The following is an 18,872-nucleotide window of genomic DNA, read 5'->3' as shown; positions in this document are numbered from 1 at the left end:
GGCTTAACCGGAGCAACAGGTCCGCAAGGAATACAGGGAGATCCAGGACCGCAAGGGCCAATAGGTTTAACCGGAGCTGATGGTCCACAGGGACCAATAGGCTTAACCGGAGCAACAGGTCCGCAAGGAATACAGGGAGATCCAGGACCGCAAGGGCCAATAGGTTTAACCGGTGCGGATGGTCCACAGGGACCCATAGGTTTGACTGGTGCAACCGGACCTCAAGGAATACAAGGAGATCCAGGACCAACAGGACCGCAGGGGCCTATTGGTTTGACCGGTCCGCAAGGACCACAAGGCATACAGGGTGTCCCCGGGGCTGATGGAACGGATGTAAGCGGTACAGCTGGATCTATATTCTTTGCTGGCAGTGATGGTCTTATTACGGAAAATAACAACCAACTTTTTTGGGATAACACCAACTCCAGATTGGGAATTGGGACTACTTCCCCTTCCGCAACTTTGGATATAAATGGTAACACCCGAATAAGAACGCTAACTACGGCGGATAATACAGACAATATCATGTCGGTAGATGCTACTGGTGTTTTAAAAAGATCGAAGGTTAATTTCGGTGCAAGATGGTTAAACTCAAATACTACTACAAATCTAAATGTCAACAATACCCTTGCTCCAATTTTTGGAAATCTTTCTTATCGAGATGATGGCACCAATTTATATCAAAATACGACAACGACCTTGACTGTGTTAGAAGCAGGGAGGTACGACATAAGGGCAAATTTGTCTTTGGAAGGCATCAATTCCGGAGGAAACAGACAAAGAACTAATGTAAATGCAAGGATTGCCGTAAATGGAACTCCAGTAGGAGCCATAGGTGCTAGTGGGTATATAAGATGGAATAGTGGGCATGATCATTCTAGTATCCATATTAGTGAAATCCTAGAATTACCCGCCAATGCAGTTATAACAATTATTACATACAGAGAAGCAAATAGCGGTACGGTAAGATTTAGTGCAGCAAATGAATCTAGTTTTATGATTAATAAATTAAAATAATCATGAAGAATAAATTCGTATTCTTATTATTTATTAACTATTGCTCTTTAATAGTTGCACAGGAAGCCTTCCACAACTTCGGTTCTGTCCAAATTCATGAAACTGCACAAGTAGGATTACACTTAGACTTAATAAATGATGGCGTTTTTGATCAAAACCTAGGACTATTAGGGCTATATGGTATAGGAAAGTCACTGAGAATTTCAGGAGCAAACGTTGCTATTTTCAACGATATTGAAATAATCGTGGACGAAACACTAAATCTCGACACCTCCCTAGGTGCCCAAAATAATGTCAACTTTATCAGTGGAAATATAATAACACAAAAAGATATTTCTAACAATTCTTTAGACTTTTTGGATGTATCATTCTACAATGGGGCTGGTACTTCTAGCATGGTAGATGGGTTTTCTGGAATAATTAACAAAGAGACTTTTACTTTCCCAGTAGGTGATAATACCAGATATAGTCCTCTAACCATTAACTCTATTGCCATAAATTCCTCAGCCAAATGTGCCTACTATTATGAAGATCCTAATAACCCTGATTCCTTGCCTTCACAATTTGACACACAAAACACCTCTACCGAATTTCTAAGCATTAGCAATAATGAATTTTGGAAATTAGAAGGTGATCTCCCATCATATGTTACCTTACTTTGGGACTCTATGAGTAACATAGAAACTCTAGGTGAAACCCTCTCCGATTTAAAAGTAGTGGGATGGAGCAAAGCAGACAACCTTTGGGTTAACCTAGGTAATACAGAGGTTAATGGCAGCATATCTAGTGGATCTATAACTTCTGATTTATTTATACCTAATGATTATAATATTATTACCCTTGGTGGAAACAGAGATGATGACGAGGATTTAGAAGATTTAGAGCTTGGGAATTATTATGTGAATCCAAATGGAGATGGTGAAAATGATTTTCTAGTTATTGAAGGAATTGAAGAATATCCCGACAATAATATCGAAATATATAATCGTTACGGGGTCTTGGTTTATAAATTAGAAAACTATGCTAACCAGTTTGATGGGCGAGCTAATGTTAGTCTAACCATCAAGAGAGATTCGGGATTAGAATCAGGTGTCTATTTTTATATTTTGACTTTAAATGAATTAAGAAAGAAACACCAAGGATATTTATATTTAGCCAATCCCAAATAAGAAATATAATTTAAGACTAGGAGAAAAGCCACTTTCAAGGCTTCTATTTATATTGAAATACTTAGTAACTTTGAGAAGTCTTGGTTATTAAAAATTACTGATTTCCTGCATTGGTGTTTACGAAATTTTTAACTGAGTTAGAACTTTACAAGATTTCATCTAAGAAAAACGTAATGAAAAGAAGATCTTTTATTAAAAATAGCAGTTTCGCCTCACTGGCATTAACCACAACTCCTATTTCTATATTCCAACATAATTTAGACTATACCATTGAAGAATTAATGGGTAAAGCAGATATAGAATTGTTTGGTGAAGATATCAATCTGAAAGAAGAGGCCTATGATGCTTTCTTAAATATGAGGGATGTTGCTTTAGATAGTGGAATAGATATTAAAATTGTCTCGAGCTATAGAAGCTTTGAAAGACAAGCCCAAATATTCGAAAGAAAGTACTTAAGTTATACAGAAGAAAGCAATATGATTCCTCTCGATGCCATTGACAAAATAGTTGAATATTCAACAATTCCTGGCACAAGCAGACATCATTGGGGGACCGACATGGATATTATTGATGGTACAGTAGAACCACAGGGTGATGTTTTGGTAACCGAAAAATTCGAAGGCAAGGGACCTTATTCGCCTTTGAAAGAGTGGATGGATAAAAATTCTGAAAGTTTTGGTTTTTATTTAGTTTATACCGACGACCCGAAAAGAAGAGGGTTCAAATATGAACCATGGCATTATAGCTATGCGCCTCTTTCTAAACCTATGCTAACTGCTTTCCGCAGTAAGAATATTATGAAGCAATTAGAAAAAGAAGAATTTATAGGTAGCGATCAATTTACCTCGGGTTTTCTTAAAAGCTATATTGAAGATAATGTCTTGGATATTAACCCCTATTTATTATAAGAATTATTTTTTCTAGTAAGAAGCACTCCATTTAGTCTAAAAAGCATAAGATTTTTACATACTTTTTAAACACCCTAAAAGTCATAAATAATTCAAACAGCAAGCAAGAATTATTAGAAAAAGTGTTCTAAAAAGGTAAAAGTGTTCGTTAATCAGATTTCTAAAGGGACATTACCTTTTTTTTGTATATTTGATTCTACTCCAAATCTTAATACTACATATTACTTAACCCTTATAGCTTTGATTTATCACTGTAAAATGAAACTATATGGGAACGCTATTGCATTTTAAAAGTCTTTATATTGAAGCTTTTGATAATTGTAAGCCAGAGTTTGTAGTCATTCTTTTAAAGATATACTCCTTATTTTGTGTTGTTTTGTTATCAATGGCTATTTACGCATTTATCTATAGAGCCTTTACTGGATTTGAATTTTAATTTTCTATTGTTTACTCTTTTACCAGAACACTATAAGAAGTAAATCTGTTTAAATTGAAAAACCCCGGTGTTACGCCGGGGTTTTTTTGATTGATGAATAAACTTATTTTAGGTGGTAGTTTTTAAAACTGCCAATGCGTCTTGTGCATTTGATAATTCTGCAATTTTTTTAGCTGTATATCCTTTATCGCTTTTCATTTTTAAGTTTGCGCCGTTTTCAATTAATAATTCTAAAATTTCAGCCTTGTTATATCTGGCTGCAAACATTGCTGGTGTCATGCCCAAAGATTTTTGGTTTACATCTTCACCTAAGTCTATTAATTTTTTTACGGTCTCAATATCTCCCTGTAAAATAGCCTTACAAAAAGAATTTAATGCCAAAGCTTTAACCTCCGTAAATACCGTAGTTGAGGTATCGGAATAGTTTAAATCTTTTGCTTGAACTGCTGACACTACCATTAAAAATGCAGCGGACATTGTTAAAATTGTTTTTCTCATGATGATTGTTTTTAATTTGATGAATAGATTTTGTTTATATTTTAATAGACGCCTTCAATCGCATATTGTTTCAGCTTTAACACTTATATAACGAAACTTTAACAAAGTCTGCTGTTTTTAGGAGATGTTCAAACTGTGATTTCTAGTTGAAAATATCTAAAATCAAACATAGTTTATTGGTATAGCATTGTAAATCACTGTATTTTAGTGCCCAAATAATTTTGATGATATGAGCAAAAAAACCATCCTAATGATTCTAGATGGATGGGGTAAATCTCCAGACCCCTCAGTATCCGCAATTGAGAATGCAAATACACCATATATTGACTCGCTTTATAAAAAGTATCCGAACGCCAATCTTCTCACAGATGGTATGAACGTAGGCCTGCCAGAAGGCCAGATGGGTAACAGTGAAGTTGGGCATATGAATTTGGGAGCTGGTAGAATTGTATACCAAGATCTGGCTAAAATAAATCTAGCTGTGGAACAGAATACATTAAAAGAGGAGAAAGCACTTCAGGATGCATTTCAATATGCCAAAAAGAATAACAAAGATGTACATTTTCTTGGTCTGTTAAGCGATGGAGGGGTTCATAGTCATATAAATCATTTAAAAGGGCTTATTGAAGTCTGTGAAAGTTTTGGCATAGAAAACTCTTATATACATGCCTTTACGGATGGAAGAGATGTTGATCCACATAGCGGTAAACAGTTTGTAGAAGATTTGATTGATTTTTGCTCTTCGAAGAACACAAAGTTGGCATCCATTGTTGGCAGATATTTCGCTATGGATCGAGACAAAAGATGGGAGCGCGTAAAACTGGCGTACGATTTACTGGTAAATGGTAATGGCGAGAAATCAACCGATCTTCCTTTAGCCTTGGAAAATAGCTATGAAAATAATATTACCGACGAATTTATTAAACCACTATATAAGTCCGATGAAAAAGGCAACCCCTTAGCCGTTATCAAGGACGGAGACGTAGTAATTTTCTTTAATTTCCGAACCGATAGAGGCAGGGAATTAACCGAGGTGCTAAGTCAATATGACCTGCACGAGCAAAACATGCACAAGCTCAATTTATACTATGTTACCCTTACCAATTATGATGATTCTTATGAGAATATACATGTAGTTTACGATAAAGAAAATATAAAAGAAACTTTAGGGGAAGTACTGGCTAAAGCGAATAAAAAACAAATTAGAATAGCAGAGACAGAGAAATATCCGCATGTCACGTTTTTCTTTAATGGAGGCAGAGAAATTCCATTTGAAGGAGAAAACAGAATTTTATGCCCCTCACCTAAAGTTGCCACCTATGACTTAAAACCGGAGATGAGCGCCTATGAAATAAGAGATGCCATTATTCCCGAACTAAAAAAAGAAGAAGTAGATTTTGTATGTCTAAATTTTGCCAATCCCGACATGGTTGGGCATACAGGGGATATGCAGGCTGCCATAAAAGCTTGTGAAACGGTCGACGTTTGTGCCAAAGAAGTAATTGAAGTAGGTTTGAAACACAATTATACTACGATTGTTATAGCCGATCATGGAAACTGCGAAACCATGGTAAACTCTGATGGTTCACCAAATACCGCACATACCACAAATCCTGTACCCTTAATATTAGTTGACCCAGAAATTGATCACATTAATGATGGGGTTCTAGGAGATATTGCACCAACTATTTTAAAATTATTGGATATAGAAAAGCCAGCCGCAATGACTAGAAATTCTCTTATTTAAAACCTTAAGCAGAAGAAAGTGTTATGGTAATTTTAAAAACATTAGAAGAAATTGAATTATTGCGAGAAAGTGCTTTGATAGTCTCAAAGACTTTAGGAATGTTGGCTTCGGAAATTAAGCCAGGAGTAGATGGATTATATTTAGACAAATTGGCTGAGGAGTTTATTCGGGATCAGAATGCCGAACCAGGATTTTTAGGCATGTACGATTTTCCAAACACCCTTAATTTAAGCCCCAATGCCCAAGTAGTTCACGGTATTCCCAACAAGGAACCTTTAAAAGAAGGGGATATTATCTCTGTAGACTGTGGAGCTCTGAAAAATGGATACTACGGTGATCATGCCTATACTTTTGCCGTGGGTGAAATTTCACCCGAGGTTAAACAACTTCTGGAAGTAACCAAAACTTCTCTTTACAAAGGAATTGCCGAGTTTAAGGTAGGGAATCGAGTAGGTGATGTTGGCTTTGCTATTCAAAACTATTGTGAAGGGCATGGCTATGGAGTTGTTAGGGAATTAGTTGGTCACGGACTTGGCAAGAAATTACATGAAGGTCCTGAAATGCCTAATTATGGAAAAAGAGGAAGGGGTAAAAAATTTGTAAATGGAATGGTTGTTGCCATTGAACCTATGATTAATATGGGGACTAAAAGAATAAAACAACTGAGAGATGGCTGGACTATTCTAACTGCCGATAAGATGCCCAGTGCACATTTTGAACACGATGTTGCACTTATTGATGGCAAACCCCAACTTTTATCAACCTTTGATTATATCTACGAGGCTTTAGGCATAACTTCTGACGAAGAATTACCCTTTAAACAAACAAAGACATCCACATAGAACCATTGTTGAACAATATTCTGAAATCAGCCCTTAATACTATCCCAAGACCAGTTTTAATAAAATTGAGTTATTTGGCAAGGCCTTTTTTCGAACTATTCCTCAAAGGTAACAAGTATACAGATCCAATAGATGGAAAACATTTCCGGAAATTTTTACCCTATGGTTACGAATCTCCCAGAGAAAACGTGCTTTCCCCTTCTACCCTATCTTTAGAGCGTCATAGGCTTCTCTGGTTATATTTAAAAAGGGAGACTGATTTTTTTACGAAGGATTATGAGGTACTTCATTTTGCGCCAGAGCAAGCTTTCTATAAAAGATTTAAAAAATTACCTTTTAAAACCTACACCACTACAGATCTTAATTCACCTTTGGCCGAGGTTAAGGCCGATATATGTGCCCTGCCTTTTGAAGATAACTCTTTCGATATTATCCTCTGTAATCATGTCTTGGAACATATCCCAGATGACAAAAAGGCGATGTCAGAATTATATAGAGTAATGAAACCAAGTGGATGGGGAATAGTTCAAATCCCGCAAGACCTAAAAAGAGAAACCACCTACGAAGATAATTCTATAACGGATAGAAAAGAACGGGCTAAAATATTTGGGCAATACGATCACGTAAGAGTATACGGTAGAGATTATTTTGATCGCTTAAGGAATGTAGGTTTTACGGTAAATGAGGTAGACTATACCAATTTCTTAAGTCCAGAAGAAGTAGATAATTATAGACTAGCGAAAGGAGAAATTATTCCTTTAATTTTAAAATAGCTATGGCAGAATAAGCTTTTTAAAACCCCCTGTCATATATTCTGCAACAGTATTTTCATTGGTTAAATAGATAATATAGACTTCTAAATCTCTATTATTTTTTATGATTTCTTTTGACTGCTCCAAACTCATAGCCATAAATGCTGTTGCATAAGCATCTGCCTCAGCACAAGTATTAGAAATAACACTTGTAGCTAAAATTTTTCCATTCTTTGTATAACCAGTTTTCGGATCTATAGTATGTACATACTTTTCTCCTGTAAGAGAATCTATTCTATACTTCCGATAATTTCCAGAAGAGGCCATAGCTTTATCTTTCAGTTGCAGAGTTATTTTAAGCCTTCTGCCCTGTTCTATTTGTGGATCATCAATACCAACAACCCAAGGTTTTTGTTTAATTTTATTAGTTCCCTTCGCCACAATTTCTCCCCCAACTTCAATCAAATAATTCTCTATATGCGAAACCTCCATCAGCTTCGCTATTTGGTCTATGGCATAGCCTTTTGCAATGGCATTAAAATCTAAATAAATTCTTGGATCCTTTTTTACTATTCTGCCATTGTCTAAAAGTTCTACCTTATTAAAACCAGTTATCTGCAGAAGACTGTCTACCTGAGTACTGTCCATATGTATAGCAACTCCCGGACCAAATCCCCATGCATTTACCAAGCTTCCAACAGTGGGATCAAAATATCCGTTTGTTTCTTTGTATACTTTTTCAGCTAAAACAAAAACATCACGAAATAGGTCATCCACCTCTACTGTAGAATCTCCCCTATTTATTCGGGAAATATCCGAACTAGCTAAATAAGTTGACATGGAGTTATTGATGACCACAAATACAGAATCAATCTCAGTGTCCATATTTAATTCATTGCTACTGAGAAAAGTAATACTATAAGAAGTACCTAGAGCACCTCCACTGGCAACATTCTTAATATAGCTGGTTGGTGTAGTTTGGCAGGCGACGACCATAAGGGCAAAGGCCAATGTAGTCAAAGCTTTAGTACTATATTTCAATAAGTCCCTCATAATCCACAATATATGACTGGTTTAAAAAAACAGGTAAATTCTGATCTTCTGCGTTAGACAATCCAACTCCTGCATAATATGTTCTGGCTTCAAACTTCGTTGCCTGTTTCTTAACTTTTAGCATCAATTCTAAATCATATTCCTTAGGGTTTTTTGGGAACCCAATATTTCTTACTACAATAAAGTGTAAGGTCTTATCCTTTAAGCAGACAAATTGTGGATTTTTCTTAGGTTTACTATTAACACCCATAAACTCAAAACCCTCTGCCTCTAATTGTTTACCAACAATATTCATCGCTAAATTGTGCAATTCTTGTTCTGTCAGAGCCTTCATAAAACTAATATCAAAAAAACCGATATGTTGGATATCGGCTTTTTAGTGTATTTATAATGATGAAATGGTATTATCCACCGAAATCGTCAAAACGTATATGTTCGTCTGGGATACCAAAATCTTCTCCCATTTTCTGTACTGCCTTGTTCATTAATGGAGGGCCACAAAAATAAAGTTCAATATCTTCCGGAGATTCATGCGTACTTAAATAATTATCAATTACACAGTTGTGGATAAACCCAACAAATCCATCTCCAGGAGCATCAAGATTTTCTTTCACCTTCCAGTTATCCTCTTCTAATGGTTCCGAAAGGGCCATATAGAATTTAAAATTTGGGAATTCCTTTTCCAACCTTTCAAAGTGATCTATGTAGAACAATTCTCGTTTAGACCTTCCTCCATACCAATAGGTAACCTTCCTATTTGTCTTTAAAGTCTTGAATAAGTGATATAAATGTGAGCGCATTGGAGCCATTCCAGCACCTCCACCAACATATAGCATTTCGGAATCAGATTCATTTATAAAAAACTCTCCGTAAGGTCCTGAAATAGTAACCTTGTCTCCTGGTTTTTGTGCAAAAATATATGAAGAGGCTATTCCCGGATTTACATTCATCCAACCATTCTTTGAACGATCCCACGGGGGGGTTGCTATTCGAACATTTAACATTATTTCTCGTCCTTCCGCAGGGTAAGAAGCCATGGAATAAGCACGTTCAACCACCTCATTATTCTTCATAACCAGTGGCCATAAATTAAACTTATCCCATTCGTTTTGAAACTTATCAGGTGTTTCATGTTCTTCAGGGTGCGCAGTGATATCTATATCGGCATATTTAATCTCGCAAGGAGGAATTTCTATCTGTATATATCCTCCGGCTTTGTAACCCATATCTTCAGGAATTTCTACAACAAACTCTTTAATAAAGGAAGCCACATTATAATTTCGTACCACCGTACCTTCCCATTTCTTAATCCCAAATACTTCTTCAGGAATGGTTATGTCCATATCTTGTTTAACCTTAACCTGGCATGCAAGACGAGCCCCTTCATTTAATTCTCTTTTGGAGAAGTGCGGGGTTTCTGTTGGCAAGGCTTCACCTCCTCCTGCCAATACATGGCATTCGCATTGGATACAAGTTCCACCTCCACCACATGCCGAGGGAAGGAAAACCTTTTGATTCCCTAAGGTAGAAAGCAAAGAACTACCCGAGGCAACTTCTATTTTTTTCTCTCCATTTATCGTGATCGTAACAGGCCCTGAAGGAGAAAGTTTTTCTTTGGTGAAAAGCAACAAAGCAACTAATAGTAGTAATAACAACATAAAAGCAATCACCGTAATAGTAATTGTTCCAAGAGTACTGGTAGCTAAAATCATTCTTTTTCTTTTAATAAATTATTATATGACACCTCTTTCTCTTCTGGTTTGTCTCCAGCGCTTTTGTCTGCCTCATTTAACTTAGTAGCTGTAGAAGTAACTTCTTCTTCTACGGCTTCTTCCCCTCCTCCGGTTAACATTCCACCAAAACTCTGAAAACCTATTCCCATAAGTCCAGTGATAATAAATGTAATCCCCAAACCTCTCAGAGGAGCTGGCACATTTGAATATCTGATTTTTTCTCGAATTGCGGCAATGGCAAGAATTGCCAAAAACCACCCAATACCCGAGCTAATTCCATAATTTAGGGCTAAACCTAAGGTTTCTATTTCTCTAGACTGCATAAACAGTGATCCTCCTAAAATTGCACAATTCACGGCAATAAGCGGTAAAAATATACCCAGAGAATTATATAAGGAAGGGGAGAATTTTTCTACCACTATTTCAACCAACTGAACCATGGTAGCAATGGTTGCGATAAATAGAATAAAGGATAGAAAACTAAGATTATAATCTGCATATTCCGGCCCTAACCATACTAAAGCACCATCTTGCAATAAGTATTGGTCTAATAACCAGTTAAGTGGCACGGTAACGGCCAAAACAAAAATTACAGCTGCTCCTAATCCTACTGCTGTAGCAACCTTTTTAGACACCGCAAGGTAAGAGCACATGCCCAGAAATACGGCAAATACCATATTGTCTATAAAAATCGATTTGAAAAATAATTCTATATGTTCTAACATGATTCTACGAGAATTGGAGATTAATTTTCTTCTATTAGCGCCTTATTTTTGGATCGCTGTACCCATATTATTATACCGACAACAATTAAGGCTGCAGGTGGTATAATCATAAACCCATTGTTTTCGTAACCAGTTGCATAAAGTCCGGTCTTTGTAACCGGATCTCCCAAAACCTTGTATCCAAACAAAGTTCCAGAACCAAACAACTCTCTAAAAAAACCAACAATTATCAGGATAACGCCATAACCCAAGGCATTTCCAATACCATCCAGAAAAGAACGCCAAGGTCCGTTACCCAAAGCAAAAGCTTCAAACCTTCCCATGATAATACAATTGGTAATTATTAATCCAACAAAAACTGAAAGTGTTTTACTAAGCTCGTATGCAAAAGCCTTCAAAACCTGATCAACTATAATAACCAAGGTAGCAACAACTATAAGCTGTACTATTATCCTAATCTTGGAGGGAATAATATTCCTCATAAGAGAAATTACAACGTTTCCGACTCCTAACACAAAAAGCACAGAAATCGCCATTACCACAGATGCTTTTAGCTCAGCGGTAATTGCAAGTGCAGAACAAATACCTAGTACCTGTATGGTAATAGGATTATTATCCGCCAAGGGATCTAATATAAGACTGGTATCTTTCTTTGTAAGTAGTGCCATATTATTTTGCTCTTATCGATTCTAAGTAATCTCTATATAAATTTATACTCTCACTAATCATTGCCGAAACGCCATTTCCTGTAATCGTGGCTCCTGCTAAAGCGTCTACTTCATTATCGTCCTTGATTTTGTTGGCTGGGTCGTTATTCCCTTTTGCCACAGATACCCCAACAATCCTATCACTGCTTAATACGGATTCTCCTATAAAATCGTCCATGAAATAGCGCTGCTTTATATTCGCCCCTAGTCCCGGAGTTTCTCCTTTATGATCAAAGTATACGCCTTGAATTGTAAGTTCATCATCCAAAGCCATAAAGCCCCAAATGGCATCCCATAGTCCCTTTCCATACATTGGAAGGATGTAATACTTTTTACCTTCCTTCTCTCCAATAAAAACAGGAAGCTCTGCTGTTTCCCCTTTTTTTATAGCAGCGATTTGCTTTTTAAGATCTATAAGGTAGGCCTCGTCGTTCTGTGTAATTTGATCCCCACTTATAACCAACTGCTCCGTAATATATTCAGAGAAAACACCTTCCACCTCATTGGCAGGTATAAAATCAACACTACCTGAATCACTGTTTTCGTTTACCCCCATTGCATAGAGAATATTTTGCTGCTTTTCAAAACGCTCATTCTCTTTTATTTTGTCACTTAGACTAGAAGCCAGATAGGCTAGTATAGATCCTACTACCACTACCATTACTGCTGCAAAAATTACAGTATAGCCGTTATTATCCTTATTTACTGCCATATCTAAATAGTTTCAACCTTAAGTTCTTTTGCTTCTTCCCCAGAATTTGTTGGGAGGACTGTTGCATTTTTTAAACGATTCAATCTTCTTCTAATATTTCCACGAACCACATAATGATCAATTGTTGGCGCAAAAACATTCATCAGAAGTATTGCCAGAAATACACCTTCGGGATATGCCGGATTAAACACTCTAATCATTACCGAAATAAATCCTATAAAAAATCCATAAATCCATTTACCTCTATTGGTCTGTGATCCAGTCACTGGATCTGTAGCCATGTAAACTATACCAAATGCAAGACCCCCTACTAATAGATGTTTCCAAAATTCAAAACTCATTAAGCCATAAAATCCGCTACTTTGACCAATCCAACCAGCTTCTACAACACCATTGAAAATCAAGCCCATCACCAAGGCACCAATTACCGCCGAAACCATTATTCTCCAACTTGCAATTTTAGTAAAGACTAAAAATAAGCCCCCCAATAAAATTAAAAGTACAGAGGTTTCACCAACGGATCCGGGAATAAAACCAAAGAACATATCTGAAACAGTGTAAGCCATTTCATCTCCTTTGTTTTGAGCTAAATATCCTAATACTGTCTCACCGGATATTGCATCTGGTGTGCCTGCCCTTTCTACTGCTCCCTGCACCCAAACTTTATCCCCACTCATCCAAGTAGGATAGGCAAAAAACAAAAACGCCCTTATAGTTAAGGCAGGGTTTAAAATGTTCATTCCAGTACCTCCAAAAACTTCTTTGCCAATAACCACACCAAAAACCACAGCCACGGCTAACATCCAGAGGGGAGTGTCTATTGGAACAATTAAGGGAACCAACATTCCTGTAACCAAATAACCTTCTTCTACTTCATGCCCTTTAATAACAGCAAAAATAAATTCAATTAATAAACCCACTCCGTAGGAAACTATTACCAGGGGCATCACCTTTATAAAACCCAGCCAAAAGTTATCCCAGTTTAGAAAATCGTTTACTAAAGAAAAATTATCTGGAAAGCCATTAATTGCTGAATAATGCTGGTAGCCTGTATTGAAAAAAGAGAAAACAAGGACTGGTATCAGTGCCATGATCACCGTATTCATCGTACGTTTCAAATCATCTGCTACTCTTATGTGAGAGCCAGAATGTGTAGTTTCATCAGGTGCGAATAAAAAGGTATGGATTGCATTAAAAGCAGGAGCCATTTTTTTCCCTCGGAAACGATGCTTAAGAATATGTAATCTCTTCTTCAAAGTTAATTTTTTATCGCTCATATTATCCTATTTCTTTTTGTAATAAATCTAATCCTTCACGAATTATTTGCTGGTGTGGCTGTTTGGATATACACACAAACTCTGTAAGGGAAAAATCTTCGGGAATCACTTCGTATAACCCAAGTTGCTCCATTTCATCCAAGTCTTTTACCATACAAGCTTTTAGAAGTTGCATTGGATATATATCGAGTGGAAAGACCTTCTCGTACATTCCAGTAACCACAAACGCCCTGTGCTCTCCATTTGTATTAGTAGTAAGATCATATTTCTTATTAGGCTGTAACCATGAAAATGTCAACGCTCTAGTAATAGAGATTTTATCAAAAACAGGTTTATTCCATCCAAAAAATTCGTAATCATCTCCTTCTGGAATAATACTGACCGTATTATTGTAGAACCCCAAATGTCCGTCTGGTTTAGACCGTTTACCGGTTAACACATCCCCATTTATAACTCTTATCTTCTCTTCTTTTACACCACTGGCATATAAGAAGGTTGCAATTTCTGAACCTATTTTGGCGACGTAGTATTTTGGTTTTTTTACGGAAGAACCTACCAGCGCCAAGGTCCGGTCTGCATTGAATATACCCGTAAGCAGAAACTCTCCAATGATTACCAAGTCTTGGGGAGTTACTGTCCAAACAGTTTCTCCTTTATTTATGGGATCAATCTTATTTATTTGTGTTCCTACTAAACCTGCTGGATGTGGTCCGGAGACCTTATGCATCTCTATATCTTTCATTTTATCAAACATAGAGGGTACACCCTTCCCAACGGACACATGAACCTTACCCGGAGTAAGTTTAGAAAGGGCTGTCAACGCACTCTGAATTTCTTTTTCTTTCCCAACCAGGGAATAAGATATTTCAGCAGCCAAAGGAGCAGTAACATATGCAGAAATAAAAATGGCCTTCGGTGTGGCATTTGGATCTGCAATACAGTCGTAAGGTCTTTGTTTAATAAACGGCCAACATCCCGATTTTAATATGGCTTGTCGTATTTCAACTGCATCAGCATCTGCAGATACAGGGGACGTCTCAAGCACTTCTTGTGTCTTATCTGCTAAAATCTTTAATGTTAAAATTTTCCTTCTGGCTCCACGCAGAATCTCAACCAGTTCGCCGCTAACCGGAGAAACAAATAACATTTCAGAATTGTCCTTACTGTAAAAAAGTGGTTCTCCGGCCTTAACCTCAGCACCCTGTTTTACTAGCATTTTAGGGGTTATTCCATGAAAATCCTCTAAATTGATGGCGTAGACGTTACTTAAAATTGCTTTGGAGGTAGTTTGCTCTGCTGCACCAACAAGATTGATGTTTAAGCCTTTATTAATGCGGATGTCTTTAGACATAAATTATAAACCTTTAGTTTATCAAAATTTCGAGCAAAAATAGCACTTATGACACTGTTTTCATAATTATTAACCATAATTTTAGGCTTTATAACGATAGGAATTTCCTCCCTCTTCATTTTGTTTACCTTTACCGGAAAAATATGCAAAGAATGCGTTTTTTCCTTAAACATTTTTTTCTACTACTTGCGTGCCTCCAAATCTCTGCTCAGGTCCAGGAGGAAGTTAATCCGCCGGACCATATTAAAACCATAATTTTTAAAGGGCCTACAGACGATCAATTTCCTGTAATAAAGCTTGGGGATCAGATTTTTCTGCAATTTGATGACTTAACCGCAAGCGAACAAGACTACTATTATAAAATTGTCCATTGCGATTATGACTGGACGCCATCGCAATTATTAAAATCTCAATATTTAAGAGGAACGGACAATCAAAGAATAATTAACTATGAAAATAGCTATAATACTCTTGCCGCCTATTCAACCTACAAATTAAGAATCCCAAATAAAGCTTTAAGCCTAAGAGTCAGCGGAAACTATGTTTTAGAAATTTATAATGATAGAAATGAAATGCAGTTTTCAAGAAGATTTGTCGTTTTCAAGGATTTAGTAACTGTAGGAGCGACAACAAAAAATGCAAGAGATTTTACCTATATCAATAAAAAACAATCCGTACAGTTTACTATAAATGGCTCTAATTTCCAACTCATTAATCCGAAGCAAGAAGTAAAAGTTGCCATATTACAAAATTATCAATGGTCCAATGCCATTACCAATGTTCCACCCCAATTTACTGTTGGAGCTTCACTTGGCTATAAATATGATGCAGAGACCAGTTTTTTCGGAGGTAATGAATTCTTGAACTTCGATACCAGTGATTTAAGAGCCCCTACTTCCGCGGTCTCCAGAATTGAATACAAAGAACTATACCATCATTACTTATTTAGAGACGTCTATAGATATGATAGAGAATACACTTATTTCCCAGATATAAATGGCGATTTTGTTATCCGAACATTGCAAGGGGAAGATCAGGACAGGGAAGCAGAATATACCATGATTCACTTCAGTCTACCGTATACCGAGGACATAGGTTTAAGTGAAGTCTATGTTTATGGAAAATTCAACAATTATGCATTAGAGGAGCAGAATAAAATGGTATATAACGAGGGAAATGGGAACTTAGAAGCTATCATTAAATTAAAACAAGGATTTTACAACTATAAGTATGTTTTAAAAGATCCCGACGGCTTGGTTGAATTAAATGCAGTTGGAGGTAATTTTCATTTCACTGAAAATCAATATCTGATACTGGTATACTACAGAAATTTTGGAGATTTATATGATAGCATAATAGGAATAGGCTCTACTAATTCGGAAAATATTACAAACTAAAAACCTTTTTTGAGCAAACTCTATTTCTAGGTTTGCGTAGGCCTGATTACAGATTTCTCCTTTTATGCCCTAACATATCAGATCACTTTTGGGTTAGTTCATCTAAAACTTTCTATTTACATCAGAAAAATATATCGCAACAACGAAATTGAAGCATAAAGTTTTATAAATCAATTGCTTTGCAATATCTTGCCCGCAAATTGTAATTAGTACTTCTAGAAATGTCCCGATTAATACTAGATAGTATCTGAACAAAACCAAAATTGAGGCAAGAGTTTAAAAGTATTGTTAAATAGATACTTATTGAAGCCTTTTTAATTATTTTAGCTGGCACGACGGTTCGTCCGCGCCATTGTGGAAAAACCCGCGTTATGAGTACCAAAAAAATGATTACACAAGTTACCAAAGGCATAAAGATTTCAGTAAACACCAGTTTTGAAGGCACTTTCTTTAAAAACTACAAAATGCATTTTGCTTTTGGCTATACTATATCCATAGAAAACCAGAGTAAAGATTCTGTACAGTTAACTTCCAGACATTGGCAAATTTATGATGCCTTAAATGATTTTGAAGTTTTAGACGGTGAGGGTGTTATCGGAAAAAAGCCAGTAATAAAACCTGGGGAATCACACACCTACAGCTCAGGATGTCTACTTGCCTCCCCCATTGGAGCCATGAAGGGACATTACAACATGGTAAACTTTAGTACTACAGAAAAATTTAGAGTTTATATTCCTTCTTTTAAGTTTAGTGCTCCGTTTGCATTAAACTAGACTTTCTTTGTGTTTTTTTTAGCAAATTATAGCAGGTCGTTTTAGTACCTTTGCACATATTTTTAACATAATTTGTGCATTATGAACAAAGGTTTTTTTGAAGTACCGATGGCTATTAACGAACCAATAAAAAGTTATGCTCCTGGTTCCCCAGAGCGAGATGAGGTTCTAGAGCAATACAAAGAATTCTACAATGGCTCTCTGGAAGTCCCATTATACATAGGAAATAGAGAAGTTAAAACTGGGAATACCAGCACTATGGCTCCTCCGCATGATCATCAACATATTGTTGGTCATTACCATTTAGCCTCCGAAAAAGAGGTTACGGCTGCAATCAAGAATGCTTTGGAAGCAAAAGAAAAGTGGGAGACTATGGCTTGGGAGCAAAGAGCAGCCATATTTCTGAAAGCTGCAGAATTAATTGCCGGACCATACAGAGCCAAAATCAATGCGGCAACTATGCTCGCTCAATCTAAGACCATTCATCAGGCAGAAATTGATGCCGCCTGTGAATTGATAGACTTTCTTAGGTTTAATGTGTCCTACATGGCTCAAATTTACGCCGAACAACCAGATTCGGCTGAAGGTATTTGGAATAGGGTTGAATACAGACCTTTAGAAGGTTTTGTGTACGCAATAACACCTTTCAACTTTACGGCAATAGCTGGTAATTTGCCTGCAAGCGCAGCTTTAATGGGCAATGTTGTAGTCTGGAAGCCAAGCGATAGCCAAATATTCTCTACCAAAATTATAGTGGATGTTTTTAAAGAAGCTGGAGTACCTGATGGGGTTATAAATGTAGTTTATGGAGATCCAGTGATGATTACTTCTAAAGTATTAGAAAGTCCAGATTTTGCGGGTATACATTTTACTGGTAGCACCCACGTTTTTAAGTCTTTATGGAAACAAATAGGAAATAACATAGATAAGTACAAAACCTATCCAAAAATTGTTGGGGAAACAGGGGGTAAAGACTTCATAATTGCCCATCCTTCTGCCAATTCAAAACAGGTAGCGACTGCCATTACCAGAGGAGCCTTTGAATTCCAAGGTCAGAAATGTAGCGCCGCTTCCAGAGTATATTTACCGGCGTCTAAAGCTGATCAGATTCTGGAGTTTGTAAAAGAAGATTTGCAATCCTTCAACCAACCAGGATCACCTGAGGATATGGGTAATTTTATAACAGCAGTCATTCATGAGGCGTCTTTCGATAAATTAGCCTCTTTTATCGATCAGGCGAAAAATGACGTAGATGCATCTATATTCGCTGGGGGTGGGTACGATAAATCGAAAGGGTTCTTTATTGAACCAACTGTCATCTTAACCACTAATGCGCACTACAAGACAATGGAAACCGAATTATTCGGGCCAGTGGTGACAGTTTATGTTTATAAAGATTCGGATTGGGCTGAAACACTCCAATTAGTAGACTCTACCTCTGAATACGCATTAACCGGAGCGGTTTTGTCTGCCGATCGTTACGCGATAGAAGAAGCCACTATCGCCCTCAGAAATTGTGCTGGAAATTTCTATATAAACGACAAACCCACGGGTGCTGTTGTTGGACAACAACCTTTTGGGGGTGCAAGGGCCTCGGGAACAAATGACAAGGCAGGTTCTGCTCAGAATTTATTGCGATGGGTTTCTCCAAGGCTTATCAAAGAAACCTTTGTTACACCTGAAGATTATCGATATCCTTTTCTTGGATAAGAAATAATGCATTATACTATTCTAACCCCCATGCCCTCTATAGCTTGGGGGTTTTTTTAGCAAAT

At 36.9% G+C, this 18,872-nt stretch carries 18 protein-coding genes and 1 pseudogene; 10 read left to right on the top strand and 9 right to left on the bottom strand.

All coding sequences use genetic code 11. The features are described 5' to 3' along the window. The 4 genes and pseudogenes from PXG98_RS06830 to PXG98_RS16475 all read left to right on the top strand — a co-directional run. Positions 1–1,017 (top strand): annotated as a pseudogene (locus PXG98_RS06830) (hypothetical protein); the annotation flags it as partial. A gap of 2 nt (positions 1,018–1,019) precedes the next feature. Continuing rightward, positions 1,020–2,186, top strand: coding sequence for a T9SS type B sorting domain-containing protein (locus PXG98_RS06825; protein WP_276389821.1), 1,167 nt, complete (start codon positions 1,020–1,022; stop codon positions 2,184–2,186). Positions 2,187–2,359: 173 nt separating this feature from the next. After that, on the top strand, positions 2,360–3,094 hold the full coding sequence (locus PXG98_RS06820) for a M15 family metallopeptidase (protein ID WP_276389820.1): 735 nt from the start codon (positions 2,360–2,362) through the stop codon (positions 3,092–3,094). A gap of 268 nt (positions 3,095–3,362) precedes the next feature. Next, positions 3,363–3,530: a DUF6747 family protein gene (locus PXG98_RS16475; protein WP_338150229.1), complete on the top strand. Its 168-nt coding sequence runs from the start codon at positions 3,363–3,365 to the stop codon at positions 3,528–3,530. Positions 3,531–3,638: 108 nt separating this feature from the next. Here the strand turns inward: PXG98_RS16475 and PXG98_RS06815 are convergent, their stop codons facing one another. Continuing rightward, the gene (locus PXG98_RS06815; protein WP_276389818.1) at positions 3,639–4,028 is read right to left on the bottom strand and encodes an ankyrin repeat domain-containing protein; all 390 of its coding nucleotides are present in this window, start codon (positions 4,026–4,028) and stop codon (positions 3,639–3,641) included. Positions 4,029–4,257: 229 nt separating this feature from the next. Between PXG98_RS06815 and gpmI the strand changes: the two genes are divergently transcribed. The 3 genes from gpmI (at position 4,258) to PXG98_RS06800 (ending at position 7,390) form a co-directional block, all read left to right on the top strand. Beyond that, entirely contained in the window at positions 4,258–5,775 is a 1,518-nt protein-coding gene (gene gpmI, locus PXG98_RS06810) for a 2,3-bisphosphoglycerate-independent phosphoglycerate mutase (RefSeq protein ID WP_276389816.1), read from the top strand. A gap of 23 nt (positions 5,776–5,798) precedes the next feature. Beyond that, positions 5,799–6,617: a type I methionyl aminopeptidase gene (map, locus tag PXG98_RS06805; RefSeq protein WP_276389814.1), complete on the top strand. Its 819-nt coding sequence runs from the start codon at positions 5,799–5,801 to the stop codon at positions 6,615–6,617. A gap of 74 nt (positions 6,618–6,691) precedes the next feature. Further along, positions 6,692–7,390, top strand: coding sequence for a class I SAM-dependent methyltransferase (locus PXG98_RS06800; protein WP_420909557.1), 699 nt, complete (start codon positions 6,692–6,694; stop codon positions 7,388–7,390). On the opposite strand, the gene PXG98_RS06795 is transcribed toward PXG98_RS06800, so the two are convergent. The 8 genes from PXG98_RS06795 to PXG98_RS06760 form a co-directional block, all read right to left on the bottom strand. Further along, complete coding sequence (locus PXG98_RS06795; protein ID WP_276389812.1) at positions 7,391–8,422, bottom strand: FAD:protein FMN transferase; 1,032 nt, start codon at positions 8,420–8,422, stop codon at positions 7,391–7,393. Continuing rightward, positions 8,400–8,756, bottom strand: a complete 357-nt coding sequence (locus tag PXG98_RS06790) for a Na(+)-translocating NADH-quinone reductase subunit F (RefSeq protein ID WP_276389811.1) — start codon at positions 8,754–8,756, stop codon at positions 8,400–8,402. The genes PXG98_RS06795 and PXG98_RS06790 overlap by 23 nt, the downstream gene beginning before the upstream one ends. 70 nt (positions 8,757–8,826) lie before the next feature. Beyond that, positions 8,827–10,134, bottom strand: a complete 1,308-nt coding sequence (gene nqrF, locus PXG98_RS06785; protein WP_276389810.1) for an NADH:ubiquinone reductase (Na(+)-transporting) subunit F — start codon at positions 10,132–10,134, stop codon at positions 8,827–8,829. After that, on the bottom strand, positions 10,131–10,880 hold the full coding sequence (nqrE, locus tag PXG98_RS06780; RefSeq protein WP_276389809.1) for an NADH:ubiquinone reductase (Na(+)-transporting) subunit E: 750 nt from the start codon (positions 10,878–10,880) through the stop codon (positions 10,131–10,133). The genes nqrF and nqrE overlap by 4 nt, the downstream gene beginning before the upstream one ends. 20 nt (positions 10,881–10,900) lie before the next feature. Further along, a complete protein-coding gene (locus tag PXG98_RS06775; protein ID WP_276389808.1) occupies positions 10,901–11,548 on the bottom strand; it encodes an NADH:ubiquinone reductase (Na(+)-transporting) subunit D in 648 nt (215 codons plus the stop codon). 1 nt (position 11,549) lies between these two features. Then, a complete protein-coding gene (locus PXG98_RS06770; protein ID WP_276389806.1) occupies positions 11,550–12,299 on the bottom strand; it encodes a Na(+)-translocating NADH-quinone reductase subunit C in 750 nt (249 codons plus the stop codon). A 2-nt stretch (positions 12,300–12,301) separates the two neighbouring features. Continuing rightward, positions 12,302–13,576: an NADH:ubiquinone reductase (Na(+)-transporting) subunit B gene (locus PXG98_RS06765; protein WP_276389805.1), complete on the bottom strand. Its 1,275-nt coding sequence runs from the start codon at positions 13,574–13,576 to the stop codon at positions 12,302–12,304. 1 nt (position 13,577) lies between these two features. Next, a complete protein-coding gene (locus tag PXG98_RS06760; RefSeq protein WP_276389804.1) occupies positions 13,578–14,927 on the bottom strand; it encodes a Na(+)-translocating NADH-quinone reductase subunit A in 1,350 nt (449 codons plus the stop codon). A gap of 152 nt (positions 14,928–15,079) precedes the next feature. Between PXG98_RS06760 and PXG98_RS06755 the strand changes: the two genes are divergently transcribed. From PXG98_RS06755 to pruA, 3 genes are all read left to right on the top strand, one after another. After that, the gene (locus PXG98_RS06755) at positions 15,080–16,324 is read left to right on the top strand and encodes a type IX secretion system plug protein (protein ID WP_276389803.1); all 1,245 of its coding nucleotides are present in this window, start codon (positions 15,080–15,082) and stop codon (positions 16,322–16,324) included. 386 nt (positions 16,325–16,710) lie between these two features. Then, positions 16,711–17,097 carry a Co2+/Mg2+ efflux protein ApaG gene (gene apaG / locus PXG98_RS06750; protein ID WP_276389845.1) on the top strand — a complete coding sequence of 129 codons (387 nt, stop codon included), beginning with the start codon at positions 16,711–16,713 and terminating at the stop codon, positions 17,095–17,097. An 81-nt stretch (positions 17,098–17,178) separates the two neighbouring features. Next, positions 17,179–18,807 (top strand): L-glutamate gamma-semialdehyde dehydrogenase, encoded by a 1,629-nt coding sequence (gene pruA, locus PXG98_RS06745; protein ID WP_276389802.1) that lies wholly within the window; start codon positions 17,179–17,181, stop codon positions 18,805–18,807. Positions 18,808–18,872: the final 65 nt, after the last annotated feature.

The organism is Eudoraea chungangensis, from assembly GCF_029360665.1.
Classification (GTDB): domain Bacteria; phylum Bacteroidota; class Bacteroidia; order Flavobacteriales; family Flavobacteriaceae; genus Eudoraea; species Eudoraea chungangensis.
The sequence above is the reverse complement of the archived record's forward strand: the minus strand, read 5'-3'. Positions and strand labels throughout refer to the sequence as shown.